General features: G+C 63.0%; 15 protein-coding genes and 1 tRNA gene. 12 read left to right on the top strand and 4 right to left on the bottom strand.

Annotated features, from left to right (window positions below; genetic code table 11):
• Positions 1 to 64: 64 nt before the first annotated feature.
• The 11 genes from IV113_RS01545 (at position 65) to IV113_RS01495 (ending at position 9,145) form a co-directional block, all read left to right on the top strand.
• Positions 65 to 430 carry a DUF6172 family protein gene (locus IV113_RS01545; protein ID WP_291080127.1) on the top strand — a complete coding sequence of 122 codons (366 nt, stop codon included), beginning with the start codon at positions 65 to 67 and terminating at the stop codon, positions 428 to 430.
• The gene (gene uvrB / locus IV113_RS01540; RefSeq protein WP_291080125.1) at positions 384 to 2,504 is read left to right on the top strand and encodes an excinuclease ABC subunit UvrB; all 2,121 of its coding nucleotides are present in this window, start codon (positions 384 to 386) and stop codon (positions 2,502 to 2,504) included. The genes IV113_RS01545 and uvrB overlap by 47 nt, the downstream gene beginning before the upstream one ends.
• Positions 2,505 to 2,864: 360 nt before the next feature.
• Positions 2,865 to 3,401: a Fe-S cluster assembly transcriptional regulator IscR gene (gene iscR, locus IV113_RS01535; RefSeq protein WP_291080123.1), complete on the top strand. Its 537-nt coding sequence runs from the start codon at positions 2,865 to 2,867 to the stop codon at positions 3,399 to 3,401.
• A gap of 110 nt (positions 3,402 to 3,511) precedes the next feature.
• The gene (locus IV113_RS01530) at positions 3,512 to 4,729 is read left to right on the top strand and encodes an IscS subfamily cysteine desulfurase (RefSeq protein ID WP_291080121.1); all 1,218 of its coding nucleotides are present in this window, start codon (positions 3,512 to 3,514) and stop codon (positions 4,727 to 4,729) included.
• A gap of 12 nt (positions 4,730 to 4,741) precedes the next feature.
• Entirely contained in the window at positions 4,742 to 5,128 is a 387-nt protein-coding gene (gene iscU / locus IV113_RS01525) for a Fe-S cluster assembly scaffold IscU (RefSeq protein ID WP_069046695.1), read from the top strand.
• 12 nt (positions 5,129 to 5,140) lie between these two features.
• Positions 5,141 to 5,464: an iron-sulfur cluster assembly protein IscA gene (iscA, locus tag IV113_RS01520; RefSeq protein ID WP_159605588.1), complete on the top strand. Its 324-nt coding sequence runs from the start codon at positions 5,141 to 5,143 to the stop codon at positions 5,462 to 5,464.
• A gap of 65 nt (positions 5,465 to 5,529) precedes the next feature.
• A complete protein-coding gene (hscB, locus tag IV113_RS01515; RefSeq protein WP_291081147.1) occupies positions 5,530 to 6,048 on the top strand; it encodes a Fe-S protein assembly co-chaperone HscB in 519 nt (172 codons plus the stop codon).
• A gap of 30 nt (positions 6,049 to 6,078) precedes the next feature.
• On the top strand, positions 6,079 to 7,950 hold the full coding sequence (hscA, locus tag IV113_RS01510; protein WP_291080117.1) for a Fe-S protein assembly chaperone HscA: 1,872 nt from the start codon (positions 6,079 to 6,081) through the stop codon (positions 7,948 to 7,950).
• Between the two features lie 5 nt (positions 7,951 to 7,955).
• Positions 7,956 to 8,294 (top strand): ISC system 2Fe-2S type ferredoxin, encoded by a 339-nt coding sequence (gene fdx, locus IV113_RS01505; protein ID WP_291080115.1) that lies wholly within the window; start codon positions 7,956 to 7,958, stop codon positions 8,292 to 8,294.
• A complete protein-coding gene (gene dnaQ / locus IV113_RS01500; RefSeq protein ID WP_291080113.1) occupies positions 8,294 to 9,001 on the top strand; it encodes a DNA polymerase III subunit epsilon in 708 nt (235 codons plus the stop codon). The genes fdx and dnaQ overlap by 1 nt, the downstream gene beginning before the upstream one ends.
• Before the next feature lie 69 nt (positions 9,002 to 9,070).
• Positions 9,071 to 9,145 (top strand) — tRNA-Val (locus IV113_RS01495).
• A gap of 76 nt (positions 9,146 to 9,221) precedes the next feature.
• On the opposite strand, the gene IV113_RS01490 is transcribed toward IV113_RS01495, so the two are convergent.
• From IV113_RS01490 to IV113_RS01475, 4 genes are all read right to left on the bottom strand, one after another.
• Complete coding sequence (locus IV113_RS01490; RefSeq protein WP_291080111.1) at positions 9,222 to 11,339, bottom strand: hypothetical protein; 2,118 nt, start codon at positions 11,337 to 11,339, stop codon at positions 9,222 to 9,224.
• Positions 11,340 to 11,349: 10 nt separating this feature from the next.
• Positions 11,350 to 11,808 (bottom strand): hypothetical protein, encoded by a 459-nt coding sequence (locus IV113_RS01485; protein WP_291080109.1) that lies wholly within the window; start codon positions 11,806 to 11,808, stop codon positions 11,350 to 11,352.
• 111 nt (positions 11,809 to 11,919) lie between these two features.
• Positions 11,920 to 13,497 carry a hypothetical protein gene (locus IV113_RS01480; RefSeq protein WP_291080107.1) on the bottom strand — a complete coding sequence of 526 codons (1,578 nt, stop codon included), beginning with the start codon at positions 13,495 to 13,497 and terminating at the stop codon, positions 11,920 to 11,922.
• 10 nt (positions 13,498 to 13,507) lie between these two features.
• Positions 13,508 to 13,918: a hypothetical protein gene (locus IV113_RS01475; RefSeq protein ID WP_291080105.1), complete on the bottom strand. Its 411-nt coding sequence runs from the start codon at positions 13,916 to 13,918 to the stop codon at positions 13,508 to 13,510.
• 180 nt (positions 13,919 to 14,098) lie between these two features.
• Between IV113_RS01475 and IV113_RS01470 the strand changes: the two genes are divergently transcribed.
• A complete protein-coding gene (locus tag IV113_RS01470) occupies positions 14,099 to 14,686 on the top strand; it encodes a sigma-70 family RNA polymerase sigma factor (protein WP_291080103.1) in 588 nt (195 codons plus the stop codon).
• The last annotated feature ends 2 nt before the right edge of the window (positions 14,687 to 14,688 follow it).

Below are 14,688 nucleotides of genomic sequence, written 5' to 3'. Positions count from 1 at the left end.
GATACCCCGGCGCGCATAATCGCGCCCTTCGTCCCCTGACACGCGCCGCACGCGCTCGACCGCCATGAGAAAAATCTTTGCCTTGACCCAAGAGGGCCTTCACCGCGACCGCGTGCTCGAAGCCGTCAAACATGAAATCCGCAAGTACCTCAAGCGCGAGCGCCGCCGCGACCTGCCCGAAGGTGCCGATTTCCTCGATTTCGATTGCCGCTGCGGTGCGACCAAAGAGACCGCGGAGGTGGTGCATCTCGCGGCCCTGATGGGCCAGCTCGACGCGATCGCGAAAGAGGGCGGCGCGCAGGCCTATGTGGAAATCCTGGCCAAGCCCGGCGTGCGCAGACCGAGGACCGATGCTGACCGCGACCATCCGGCACAATCATCCGATGCCCCAGACGACACTGCCCCCGACGCCGAAAAACCCGCTGATTGAAGGGCTGAGCGAAGCGCCCCCGGAGGGCGAGTTCCTCAAATTTCCCGGCTCGCCATTCGAGCTGTTCCTGCCGTACCCCCCCGCTGGCGACCAGCCCGAGGCGATCCGCCAGCTGGTCGAGGGGGTGAACGACGGGGAGGTGTTCCAGACCCTGCTGGGCGTGACCGGCTCGGGCAAGACCTTCACCATGGCCAACGTGATCGCGCGGCTGGGCCGCCCGGCCATCGTGTTTGCGCCCAACAAGACGCTGGCCGCGCAGCTCTACAGCGAGTTCCGCGAGTTCTTCCCGAAAAACGCGGTCGAGTACTTCGTCAGCTACTACGACTACTACCAGCCCGAGGCCTACGTGCCGCAGCGCGACCTGTTCATCGAGAAGGACAGCGCGATCAACGAGCACATCGAGCAGATGCGGCTGAGCTGCACCAAGAGCATCCTCGAGCGGCGCGACGTGGTGATCGTGGCCACGGTGTCGGCCATTTACGGCATCGGCAAGCCCGAGAGCTACCACCAGATGGTGATGCTGCTGCGCGTGGGTGACAAGATCGGCCAGCGCGACCTCATCGCGCAACTGGTGCGCATGCAATACGCGCGCAACGAGCAAGATTTTTCGCGCGGCAAGTTCCGCGTGCGCGGCGACACCATCGACGTGTTCCCGGCCGAACACTCCGAAATGGCGATCCGCATCGAGCTGTTCGACGACGAGGTCGAGACCCTGCAGTTGTTCGACCCGCTCACCGGCAAGGTGCGGCAGAAGATTCCGCGCTTCACCGTTTACCCCAGCAGCCACTACGTGACGCCGCGCGAGCAGGTGCTCAGCGCGGTCGAGGCGATCAAGCTCGAGCTGGCCGACCGGCTCAAGGAGCTGGTGGGCATGGGCAAGCTGGTGGAGGCGCAGCGGCTGGAGCAGCGCACCCGCTTCGACCTGGAAATGCTCAGCGAGGTCGGCCACTGCAAGGGCATCGAGAACTACTCACGCCACCTCTCGGGCAGCCTGCCGGGCGAGCCGCCGTCCACACTGACCGACTACCTGCCCAAGGACGCGATGATGTTCCTGGACGAGAGCCACGTGCTCATGGGCCAGTTCGGGGGCATGTACAACGGTGACCGCGCGCGCAAGACCACGTTGGTGGAATACGGTTTCCGCCTGCCCAGCGCGCTGGACAACAGGCCACTCAAGCTCGACGAGTTCGAGCAGCGCATGCGCCAGGTGGTGTTCGTCTCAGCCACGCCGGCCGATTACGAAAAAACGCATGCTGGCCAGGTGGTGGAACAACTGGTGCGCCCCACGGGGCTGGTGGATCCGGAGCTGGAGGTGCGCCCGGCCACCCACCAGGTGGACGACGTGCTGCAGGAAATCCGCATTCGCGTGGAAAAAAACGAGCGTGTGCTGATCACCACGCTGACCAAACGCATGGCCGAGCAGCTCACCGACTACCTGACCGAGAACGGCGTGAAGGTGCGCTACCTGCACAGCGACGTGGACACGGTGGAGCGGGTGGAGATCCTGCGCGACCTGCGCCTGGGCGCCTTCGACGTGCTGGTCGGCATCAACCTGCTGCGCGAGGGCCTGGACATTCCCGAGGTCTCGCTGGTGGCCATCCTGGACGCCGACAAGGAAGGCTTCCTGCGCTCCGAGCGCAGCCTGATCCAGACCATCGGACGCGCTGCGCGCAACCTCAACGGCCGCGCCATCCTGTACGCCGACCGCGTCACCGAGTCGATGAGGAAGGCGATCGACGAGACGAATCGCCGCCGCACCAAACAGGTGGCCCACAACCTCGCCATGGGCATCGAGCCGCGCAGCATCAACAAGCGCATCAAGGACCTGATCGACGGTGTCTACAGCGAGAAGGCGGGCAAGGAGGCTGATCGCCTGGCCGCCGAGAGCGCACACCGCGCCAGCGTCGAGGAGATGAATGAGAAGGACGTGGCGCGCGAGATCAAGCGGCTGGAAAAGCAGATGCTGGAGCACGCGCGCAACCTCGAATTCGAGAAAGCAGCCAGCGTGCGGGACCAACTGAGCCGGCTCAAGGCCTCGGTGTTCGGAGCCCCTGGCATGGACAACATCGCTTGACGCCTGTCCCCAAGGACGGCTGCATCGCGCTCGTATGCATGTGCCGGTGCTTCTTTTCTCGTTTTGTCTGAACGATTTGGTCAAGACATGACTCTGAACCCACACCCCAAGCTCCAAATTGACTGAAGAGTCCTGTTCTGGTCTTTTCGGTCGAGAGTGTATTTGTCCTGGACAAAATGGCTTTCTGGTTTAAGATGCCGAGTGAATCACTAGGCTTTTACGCTATACTCGACGAAAACAGTCGGGAAAGCCTTCGATGAAGCGACCAGCAGTGGTCAGGGTGGGCGGAGAAGGGGTTCAAGGGGACAACCCATTGAGCCAGTCAACGACGGTCAAGCCAACATTTAAAGGAGCTTGAAGATGCGCCTCACGACCAAAGGCCGCTTTGCGGTCACAGCCATGATTGATCTGGCCCTGCGCCAGAACAATGGACCTGTCACGCTCGCTGCCATCAGCCAGCGGCAGCAGATCTCGTTGTCTTACCTCGAGCAGTTGTTCGGCAAGCTGCGTCGCCACGAACTGGTCGAATCGACCCGTGGGCCGGGCGGTGGTTATACCTTGGGCCGCAAGGCATCCGAGATCACCGTGGCCGACATCATCGTGTCGGTGGACGAGCCGATCGACGCCACACAATGTGGTGGCAAGGAAAACTGTATGGGCGAAGGACACCGCTGCATGACCCACGAACTGTGGGCCGCGCTGAACACCAAGATGGTGGACTTCCTCGACTCCGTGTCCCTGCAGTCGCTGGTGGACGAGCAGCTCGCCAAAGGCGTGGTTGTGGAGAACGCGCCCATGATCAAGCGAGCCATTTCCAGCGCCCCGGTGGTCAAGCCCATTCGCGTGAACGCGCCCAACTCGGTGTTCGCACTGGGTGGAGTGGCGTTCTCCAAATGAGCCTGACCTGCCCGGAGCACCGCTCCGGGCAGGTCCAGCGTCAGCCAGTCCAAGCACCAAGCAACATTTTTCATTCGATCCCCCACAGATCCGCACAAAGACAGCCCGCCATGAGCACTCCTCACTTCCCCATCTACATGGACTACAGCGCCACCAATCCCTGCGATCCGCGGGTGGTGGACGCCATGATTCCCTGGTTGCGCGAGCACTTCGGCAATCCGGCATCGCGCAGCCACGCCTGGGGTTGGGAAGCCGAAAAGGCGGTGGAGACCGCGCGCGAGCAGGTGGCAGCGCTGATCAACGCCGACCCGCGTGAAATCGTCTGGACCAGTGGCGCGACGGAGTCGAACAACCTCGCGCTCAAGGGCGCGGCACATTTCTACAAGACCAAGGGCAAGCACCTCATCACGGTGAAGACCGAGCACAAGGCTGTGCTGGACACCTGCCGCGAGCTGGAGCGCCAAGGTTTTGAGGTGACGTACATGGACGTGCAGGCCGATGGCTTGCTCGACCTGGAGGCCTTCAAGGCCGCGATCCGCCCCGACACCATCATGGCCTCGGTCATGTTCGTGAACAACGAGATCGGTGTGATCCAGGACATCGCGGCCATCGGCGCCATCTGCCGGGAGAAGGGCGTGATCTTCCACGTGGACGCGGCGCAAGCCACCGGCCGCGTCGACGTCGATTTGCAGACGCTGCCGGTCGACCTCATGAGCCTGACCTCGCACAAGACCTATGGGCCCAAGGGCATCGGCGCCCTGTATGTGCGCCGCAAGCCGCGCATCCGCATCGAGGCGCAGATGCACGGCGGTGGCCACGAGCGCGGCATGCGCTCGGGCACGCTGCCCACCCACCAGTGCGTGGGCATGGGCGAGGCTTACCGCATTGCCAAGGCCGAGATGCACGAAGAGAACCAGCGCATCAAGGCCCTGCACGACCGCATGGTCGCCGGCCTCAAGGATGTGGAAGAGGTCTTCATCAACGGCCACGAGACGCAGCGCGTGCCGCACAACCTCAACATGAGCTTCAACTACGTTGAAGGCGAGTCGCTGATCATGGGCATCAAGGGTCTGGCAGTGTCGTCGGGCTCGGCCTGTACCTCGGCCAGCCTGGAGCCCAGCTATGTGTTGCGCGCCCTGGGCCGCAGCGACGAACTCGCCCACAGCAGCCTGCGCATGACCATCGGTCGCTGGACGACCGAAGAAGAAATCGACTACGCGATCGCCACGATCAAAGAGAACGTGGCCAAGTTGCGCGAGTTGTCCCCCCTGTGGGAAATGTTCAAAGACGGTATTGACCTGTCCACCATCCAGTGGGCAGCACACTGAAGGAGAAAGATCATGGCTTATTCAGAAAAAGTGGTTGACCACTACGAAAACCCCCGCAACGTGGGCTCGTTCGAAAAGGGCGACGACAGCGTCGGCACCGGCATGGTGGGCGCACCTGCGTGCGGCGACGTGATGAAGCTGCAGATCAAGGTCAACCCGACCACGGGTGTGATTGAAGACGCGCGCTTCAAGACCTACGGCTGCGGCTCGGCCATTGCTTCGTCGTCGCTCGTGACGGAGTGGGTCAAGGGAAAGACGCTGGACGAAGCGGCGGCACTGAAAAACAGCCAGATCGCCGAAGAGCTGGCTTTGCCACCCGTGAAGATCCACTGCTCCATCCTGGCCGAAGACGCGATCAAGGCGGCGGTGGACGACTACCGCAAGAAGCACTCCCACTGAGCTGCAGGCGCCATGTCCATTTCCATTTCTGAAGCCGCTGCACGGCACGTCACCCGCTACATTGCCAAACGCGGCAAAGGTGTCGGCGTGCGCCTGGGTGTGAAGACCACTGGTTGTTCGGGGCTGGCCTACAAGCTGGAGTACGCCGACGACATCGCCCCTGAGGACGTGGTGTTTGAAGACAACGGCGTGAAGGTGCTGGTTGATCCGAAGAGCCTGGCCTACATCGACGGCACCCAGCTCGACTTCGTGCGTGAAGGCCTCAACGAGGGTTTTCGTTTCAACAACCCGAATGAGCGCGACCGTTGCGGTTGCGGCGAGAGTTTCCGGGTCTGATGTTTTAGTGCGCACCATTCAAGCCGCCCGCGCGTCAAAGCGCCGGCGGCTTTTGCTTTATGAACCTGAACCTGCAATCGAACGATTTCGAGATTTTCGGCACCACCCCTCGCTTCGAGCTGGATCGCGCTGCACTCGACGAGCGCTGGAAAGACCTGCAGCGTGAGGCCCACCCCGACCGCTTTGCCACCGCCGACGCGCAGGCGCAGCGCCAGGCCATGCAGTGGTCGGTACGCATCAACGAGGCCTACCAGCGCCTGAAAGACCCGCTCAAGCGCGCGGCCTACCTCTGCGAGCTGCATGGCGCACCGATCCAGGCCGAGAACAACACCGCCATGCCGGCGGCCTTCCTGATGCAGCAGATGCAGTGGCGCGAGGACCTGGATGAGGCCAGCGCAGTGGCAGACCTGGAGCGCATGGCCGATGACGTGGCTGCCGCGCGCCGCGACATGTTGCAAGGTCTGCAGACCACAGCCGACGAGTTGCGCGACTGGCCTGCGCTGGCCCGCCAGGTCAGAGCCCTTATGTTCGTTGAGCGCTTTGCACGCGATGTGGAAAGCCGCATCGATCTGCTGGGACAATAGGTGGTTGTTTTTTTGAACCGATCGTGACCCATGGCGCTCCTGCAGATTTCTGAACCCGGCCAATCCCTCGACCCACATCAGCGCCGCGTGGCGGTGGGCATCGATCTGGGCACCACGCATTCGCTGGTCGCAGCTGTTCGCCACGGCGTCGCCGAGTGCCTGCCAGCCGGCGATGGCCGTGTGATCTTGCCCAGCGTCGTGCGCTACCTCGACCCGGCCCTGGGCGGCTCCGGTCGGCAGATCGGCTTTGACGCACTCGCGGCCCAAGTGCAGGACCCCGCCAACACGGTGAGCTCGGTCAAACGCCTCATGGGCCGCAGCCGCGACCAAGTGGTTGACGTGGACAAACTGGCCTACACCGTGGTGGAGCAGGACGGCATGGCTGTGGTGGAAACCGTGGCCGGCCGCAAGACGCCGATGGAGGTGAGTGCCGAAATCCTGGCGACGCTGCGCTTTCGCGCCGAAGACAGCTTCGACGACGAACTCTACGGCGCGGTGATCACCGTGCCCGCCTATTTCGACGACGCCCAACGCCAGGCCACCAAGGACGCGGCGCAACTCGCCGGCATCAACGTGCTGCGCCTGATCAACGAACCCACGGCCGCAGCCATTGCGTACGGCCTGGACAACGGCTCGGAAGGCGTCTACGCCATCTACGACCTGGGCGGCGGCACTTTCGACATTTCCATCCTGCGCCTCACGCGCGGCGTGTTTGAGGTGATGGCCACCGGCGGTGACTCGGCCCTGGGCGGTGACGACTACGACCAGGCGCTGGCCGCCTGGGTGCTGGCTCAGCAGGGCGTGAACGCTTTGCTGAATGCGTCGGAGCGTGCCGCGGTGCATGCCGAGGCGCGCCGCCTGAAGGAAGCCTTGTCCTCCAGCGGCAGCGAAACCTTCCGCGCCAGTGTGGCGGGTCAGACCTTCGAACAGTCCGTCACCCCGTCCGACTTCGAGGCCTGCACCGCAGCGCTCACCGCTCGCACCATGACCGCCGTGCGCAAGGTGCTGCGCGATGCCGGCATCACCAAGGACGAGGTGAAGGGTGTGGTGATGGTCGGTGGCTCGACCCGCATGCCGGTGGTGCGCCGCACCGTGGGTGAATTCTTTGGCCAGGAGCCGCTGACCAACCTCAACCCCGACGAGGTGGTGGCACTGGGCGCGGCCATCCAGGCCAATGCGCTGGCCGGCAACAGCAAAGACGGAGACCTGCTCCTGCTTGACGTGATCCCGCTGTCGCTGGGCATCGAGACCATGGGTGGCCTGGTCGAACGCATCGTGCCGCGCAACAGCTCCATCCCCACCGCGCTCGCACAAGACTTCACCACCTATCAAGACGGCCAGACCGCGCTCGCGCTGCACGTGGTGCAGGGCGAGCGCGACCTGGTGGCCGACTGCCGCAGCCTCGCCCGCTTCGAACTGCGCGGCATTCCGCCCATGGTGGCCGGAGCGGCGCGCATCCGCGTGACCTTCACGGTGGACGCCGATGGCCTGCTCTCGGTGAGCGCCAAAGAGCAGGGCAGTGGCGTGGAGGCGCGGGTGGACGTGAAACCCGCCTACGGTTTGAGCGATGAACAGATTGCCGCCATGCTGCAGGACAGCTTTGCCACTGCCCAGCAAGACATGCAGGCGCGCGCGCTGGTCGAAGCCCGTGTGGACGCGGATCGGATGATCGCCGCCACCCGCACCGCACTGGCCGCCGATGCGGACTTGCTGGAAGCCGACGAACGCCTGAACATCGACACCCTCATCGAATCGCTGAGCCAGTCCTTGGGAAGCACCGAGGCCGCCACCATCGAAGCCGCGACCACGGCCTTGGCCAAGGGCACGGAAGCATTCGCTGCGATGCGCATGAACCGCGGTATCCAGAAAGCCCTGGCCGGCAAAAAACTCGAAGAAGTCTGAACCCCATGCCCATCATCAAAATCCTGCCCCACCCCGAATACTGCCCCCAGGGCGCCAGCGTTTCGGCGCCCGCCGGTACCTCGATCTGCGAGGCCTTGCTCGACAACAAGATCAACATCGAGCACGCCTGCGACATGAGCGCTGCCTGCACCACCTGCCACGTGATCGTGCGCGAGGGCTTCAACAGCTTGAACGAACTCGACGAGACCGAAGAAGACCTGCTCGATCGCGCCTGGGGACTGGAGCCGAACTCTCGTCTCTCGTGCCAGGCCATCCTGGCGCAGAACGACGTGACGGTGGAGATCCCAAAATACTCCATCAACCACGCCAAGGAGCTCCACTGATGCGGCAGATCGTCCTTGACACGGAAACCACCGGCCTGTCCGCCGACAACGGCGACCGCATCATCGAGATTGGCTGCGTCGAGCTGCTCAACCGCAAACTCACCGGCAACAATCTGCACTTCTACGTGAATCCCGAGCGTGACAGCCACGAGGACGCGCTCAAGGTGCACGGCATCAGCAACGAGTTCCTGCGCGACAAGCCCAAGTTCGCGGCCATCGCCGACGAGTTGCTGGAGTACCTGCGCGACGCCGAACTGATCATCCACAACGCGCCGTTCGACATCAGCTTCCTCAACAAGGAGCTTGACCGGCTGGGCCGCCCGCCCATCAAGACAGTGATTGGCCAGGTCACCGACAGTCTGGTGATGGCCAAGGAAATGTTCCCGGGCAAACGCAATGGCCTGGACGCCCTGTGCGACCGCCTGGGCGTGGACAACTCGGGCCGCACGCTGCACGGCGCGCTGCTCGACGCCGAGTTGCTCGCCGACGTCTACATCAACATGACGCGCGGCCAGGATGCCCTGCTCATGGACCTGGGTGACGCGCCCGACGAGAACGGCCTGACCGAGACGCTGGACTTGAGCAGTTTCGAACTGCCTGTGCTGCGCGCCAACGAACACGAAACGCAAGCCCACGACGGTGTGCTGGCCGACCTGGACAAAGCCAGCAAAGGAAAAACCGTGTGGCGTTCGCTGGCACCTGCCTGAAAACGCCAAAAACCTGGCTATAATCTAAGGCTTCCGATCGATCGATGCCTTGTGCATGATTGAGCGATCGGGCGGTTAGCTCAGTGGTAGAGCACTGCCTTCACACGGCAGGGGTCGCAGGTTCGAACCCTGCACCGCCCACCAAAACATCAACCCCCGTTGGCCTCGGCCATCGGGGGTTTTCGTTTTGCATTTGCGCCCAGTCCACGAGCGCTCCACTTCAATTGGGATGGCGACCTTCGCTGCTCGAACTCGAGGAAGTGTCTCCGGTCTTGATCTTGGGCAGAGGGTACAGCTTGTTGCTGTCCTCCGAACTCTCTTCATCGCTGCTGTAGGCGGGTCCGTCAGCTGGTTCGATGGGATGTTCGGGGATGGGGTCGGCGTAAACCGGCAGCGTGGCATCTGGTGCAAGGCCCAGGCATTTGGCGGTTTCCTTGAGGGCCCGTGTGGCAATGCCCGCAATGCCATGGATGCCGTGCTCCCAGAGAGGCAAACCGTACAAAGTCTTTGCCGTCCAGCCCACGATGGCGGTGCAGGCGACCGTGCTCGCAGTGAACGAAGCCACGACCATTTGGTCGGAGGTCAAACCCAGCACATTCAGAGGTTCCGTGACGAGGGCGTCCTTCGACTGAAGGGCCGCCATGTCCTGGCCCTCCTGCAGCCGCTGGGCGTAGTCCATCAATGACATACCCAGCAAAATGGCGTGGGTCGCCGTTGCTCCCAGCACGGTCATGTACCCCAGCACGCGTGAGACGCTGCGGATTCGCATGGGGGCACCATCCAGCCAGGGCTCTGGCGCTGAACTCTCGCCCACCATCGAAGACATGATCTTTTTGGCCGCGACATTGGCCCGTGCGCCCCGCGTGGTCAATGTACTGAGCTCCTTCTTGGCCTGTTTTGAGGACGCCATGATTTTTGCGAGTGATTCGCGCAGTTGGCGCTGGGCCGCAATCAGGGTGGCTTCAAGGCCAAGGATGTCGTTCCAGTGCTTGTCTTCGGGGTCGTGGCTGTGTCGGTATTCGTTCACCCGACCGAGCATGACCTCGATCTTCTTGAGCAAGGTAAGTGCATCCCAGTAGCGCTTGCGCCAGATCTCCACGGTCGCACGAGCGGCTTCCTTCTGAGCGACCAAGACGGCCGGGTGCCCGCCATCGGCCAGGTCCACGCCCTGGTACTGCGCCCGCCAGACGTTTTGCCACTCGAACATGGTCACCATGGCGATGGAGCCCATCACCGTGTGAGCCACCATGTCGGGCACCCGTGTCATCGCTCCACCCATGAAGAGCTTCCAGAACAGGTTGGCAAAGCCCGACATGCCGTTGAGCACGGTGAACGTGTGCACCGGTACCTCGTCCGTGATGAACGAACGCGTTCGCGCTGCACCCACCACCGCTTTGGCGGGATCGATGTGCCCGGGCTTGACAGTGCCATCGTCATGGCGATCAGGCACGCTGGCGTTCGAGCGGAGCCGTTTCGGTATGCGCGAGGTGCCGTCGGGCTTCTTGACCAGTTCCCGCTTGATCAAACCGTCGACGATGCCGTTCATGATCTTGCGGTACTTCTCCTCATCGGCCTTGTTGTCCTCCAACCAGGCGCGGATGTACAACGCGTGCGCGGTCTGATGGTTGATGTAGGCCGCCTGATCGGGTGATCCGTAGCTCACCCCCGCGCTGCGAAGCGCCCCGCCGTAGGGCTCACCAAATATCACCTGCGTGAAGGGAACGCCCAGCATGGTGAACAGGGGCGCATACAGCGCCGCTGTCGGGAGGCCGCATGCCACCATGGCCGCCCCGTAGGCGTTGCCCGCGACCTTGCCCAGCCCGAAGGTCAACCAGTACATCACCAACGCAGAGTACATGCTGGTGCGCCAACGCCGACCCGTCAGCGCGTTCACCCTGGCCAGCGTTTCCTGGGTGGCCAGAGCCTTGGCTTCTGACAGGGACGGTACTTGGCTGAGCAGCTGCGCCTTGTTGTCGTCGGACAACTCAGACAGGGCGCGCATTTGCACCAACAGCTTGGTGACCCAGCTCGCGCCTTCGTTGGCCATGCCCTCTGAGTCACGGGGGGTCGGCACCATCATGATGTCGATGCGCGGTGATGTCGGCTTCGGGCTGTTGGGCGGGCTGTTGCCCAGAGCTTTGGACAAGCTCAACCGATCGCGATGGCTGAGCTGCGCCACGCCTTGACCTACCGGGATCAACGGCAAGGGCGGCATCGCCTGATCGTCTGGGAGCGCACCAAAAATCTTGATGAAAGCCAGCAGGTCCTCATCTGTCCTGGCAGGATGGTCGGCATCTTGGCTGGCGCTGTGCTCTTCGGAGGATGACATTTTTTCCATGGTGGCATCCTCAGGCGTGGGCGGCTTTGTCGAGCAATGCGTCTCGATCCAGCCACTCCGGATCCAGCAGGCCTTTGAGCAGGCCGTTGCGCCAGCTCAGCACCAGATCGGCGAAGCCCTGGATGGATTTGGCGAGTTGTTCGCCTTTGGTGTTGTCGTCGGTGGGCATTCCCACGCTGAACAGCACACGGTCGTGGCTGGCGTCGTAGCAGAAAAGGCCATTGAGATCGCCCATCCACAGCATTTGCTGAGCCAGCAGGGCTTCGTAAACGGCCTGGCGTTGCTTGGGCTCGGGTGCACCCACTTCGAAGATGACTTGAACACCGGCGGGAAACGAGGTTTTCATCATCAGCTCCACGTCGACGCCGTGAATGCTGATGGGTTGGCCCAAGCCCAGGGCGGTGGTGTCTTTGAGGGCCAGGGCCTTGCTGGCGTCGGCGCACAGCAGGGCAAAGATTTTTGGGTTCATGGTGGTGCTTTCAATGGGAGGGCCGCGCGCGGTCGTGGCTCGTCGCGTCGGCAGGAATCTTGGGTTGGGTGGTGCAGGCGAACGCCCCGGTGGGTCGGGGACTTTCTGTCGTTACATCTTCGGCGCGCGGTCCAGGTAGGGCTTGAAGGTGGGCACCTTCTCCCATGGCTCCTCTTTGGGCATCAGCACCTTGGTGGCGATCGCTCGCAGATCAGCCAGCGAGACCAGATGAGCCTGCGCATCTTTTGGTGGCGCGGCCACCGTGGCGTCCAGTTCGTGAGCACGCAACGCCAGACCATAGGCCACCGCATCCTTGATCGCCTCACGCACGGCCCACTTCACATGTTCGGGACGCCCGTTGTCCTGACGGATATCGGTGGCAAGTCCCGCGTAGTCCACGCAATACTTTTCGTACAGCCGAACCTTGTTGCGTGCGTCCACGATCAACCGTTGGTAGTTGCCCAACTTGATGGCGTCGGCGGTTTGAGGTTTCAACTTTTTGAACACCACTTCGTAGGCCATCTCCGTGCCTCGCCAAAATTCGACGCCGTTGGGGCTCAAGGCGTCCGAGCCGAACAAAAAGCGGTCGGGATAGGCCTCAAGCAACTCCACCAGTTGCTGGATTTTTTTGGGGTCAGCGGCAGTTTCCTTGTCGTCCATGGTCAGCTGCTTGGCCACGGTGTCCCACGACAGATCGAAGTGCACGTGGCTCAAGCTGGGGTCCTTGAGCACTTGCCTCAAGCGGTCCAGGTGTCCGTCGCGGATGCGTGAATACTTGCCCAGTCCTCCGGCGTGCGCCCAGATGATCGTGGTGTTTTTGCACTCGCTGCTGCCGAAGAAGCTGCAGATGTTGTCAAAGTGCGCCGGTCCGCTGAACTTCCGGTCCCAGGGCATCACGTCCACGTCGCAGTGCAGCACCACGGGCATGCCGATCACGCCGCAGGTGTTCATCAGTTTGGTCAGTGCGCAGGCGCGTGACTGCATGTCGGCCTGCAGGGTGACCCCCACCTTCTCCTGCACCCATTCCTTGTAGACGGTGATTTCGCCCACCCCGGTGAACACACCGGGATTGCGGCGCAGCTTGTCGATCAGCATCTCGCTGCAGCGCATGTCCCCCAGCACCAGGCCGGTCACCATCGGGTCGAACCGGTGCTTGTCTTCGTCCTTCAACGCCCTGTAGGCCGAAGCTGTCTGGTCGTCCACCATGGTGTTGTAGTAGAGCGGACCGTCCTTCGCGATCAACGTGCTGTATGTCTTTTCATCCACTTGAAAGCCTTGACGAATCTTTATGTCCGAGATGTAGTAGTTGGGCATATCGTGGATGTCGAGCGAGGTCGATCCAGCGCCCGGTTGGAACTCCGCCCACTGCACATCGCTCCACACGCCCCCGTTCCAGAGCTTCTCGAGGCTGGCCATCTGTTTGGGGGTCAGTGGCTTGGGTTGGTGGTCTGCGGCGTCGCAGCTGCCGCACTGCACCAGCAGGTTGGTGGGGATGGGCGACAGCACGGTGTATTGCATGCGCATGTAGTCCATGGCTTCCAGCAGCTCTTGCGGGTTGGAGCCCTGCTGTGCGTAGTTCTTGTGGTGAAAGTGCACATCCGCCTTCGAGAACTTTCGCTCGAGCTTCTGGGCATGGGGTGATTCACTCTTGTCGAGACTCAGCGTGATGATGTTTTCGTCTTTGTGCATGACCAGCCCCTCACTTCTTGGCCACAGGGGCAGGGAATTTCTGGTGCAGCTCCAGGGCCTGCTGGGCAGCGAAGAGGCAGGTGTTGAGCAACTGGTCGGCTGTTGTGCTGACCAGCAGAACCGGTTCGGCGTAAAAGATGTGGCCGGTTTTTGGCGAGATGCCGAAGCCGATGCCCGAACCGGTGAAGTTGCTGAAATTGCGGACCAGCAGCTCGTGGTACAGCGCGGGGGGTGTGGTGGGGCTGGTGGGGCCACAGTCAGCGAACAGGAAGCAGCGGTCTCCGGTCAATACCTCGTCGTAGTTCAACGAGCAGGTGATGCCATTGGCGTCGAAGGCCTGGCCAGCGATCACCTGGGCGGCGTCGGGCAGTTTCACCAAGGCGCAGAAGTCCTTGGCCAGTTGTTCGAATTTTTCGCGCATGCAGTTCTCCATGGAGTTGGGGGTGCGCGGGGCGTATCCCCTCGCTGTCCATGGGTGGCCTGGGTGCGCTGTTGGTCTCGGCTGCGCGAGACCGCAGGCGCCTGAGCCCAGCGCGCAGAGCGCATGCCATCGGGTGGTGGCGGGATTCCGCGGCGTGCCCGGCGCGGCAAGACTGCAGGCATGTACTTGCCTGCTCCCCACGACACCCCCGAAGACACACCCTCAGACCACGTTGCTCCTGGCGGTGTGGCAGCCACCGAGCGGCCGCGCTTGTCGGATGAGGCCTGGCGCACGCTGGTCCTGCGCTACGGGGGAGCGCTGCGTTACACGCTGCAGCGGCGGGTGTCGCTGGTCAGTGATGCGGACGACCTGGTGCAGCAGGCACTGCTGCAAGCGGTGGCGGGTTGGTCTGCGTTTCGTGGCGAGGCCGAGGTGTCGACGTGGGTGTTCGGGATTGCCCACAACCTCGCCCGGCAGCACGTGTCGCGCGGGACAGCGGGCCCGGTGCAGTTCGGGCGAGACGACGCGGTGGACGAGGCCCCGTGCACCGTGCCGGGCCCTTGCGAGCAGCTCATGCAGCGCGAGGCGCTTGCGCGCCTCCAAAGTGGTCTCGACGAGCTGCCCGCAAGCCAGACAGCGGCGCTGTGGCTCATCGCGGTGGACGGCCTGTCTTACGGGGAAGCGGCGGCCTTGCTGGGCGTGAGCGTGGCCGCTGTGAAGCACCGCGTGGCTCGTGCCCGGACCACGCTGCGCGCCGGTGGCGTCTGACG

The organism is Hydrogenophaga sp. (assembly GCF_018780385.1).
GTDB lineage: Bacteria > Pseudomonadota > Gammaproteobacteria > Burkholderiales > Burkholderiaceae_C > Hydrogenophaga.
The sequence above is the reverse complement of the archived record's forward strand: the minus strand, read 5'-3'. Positions and strand labels throughout refer to the sequence as shown.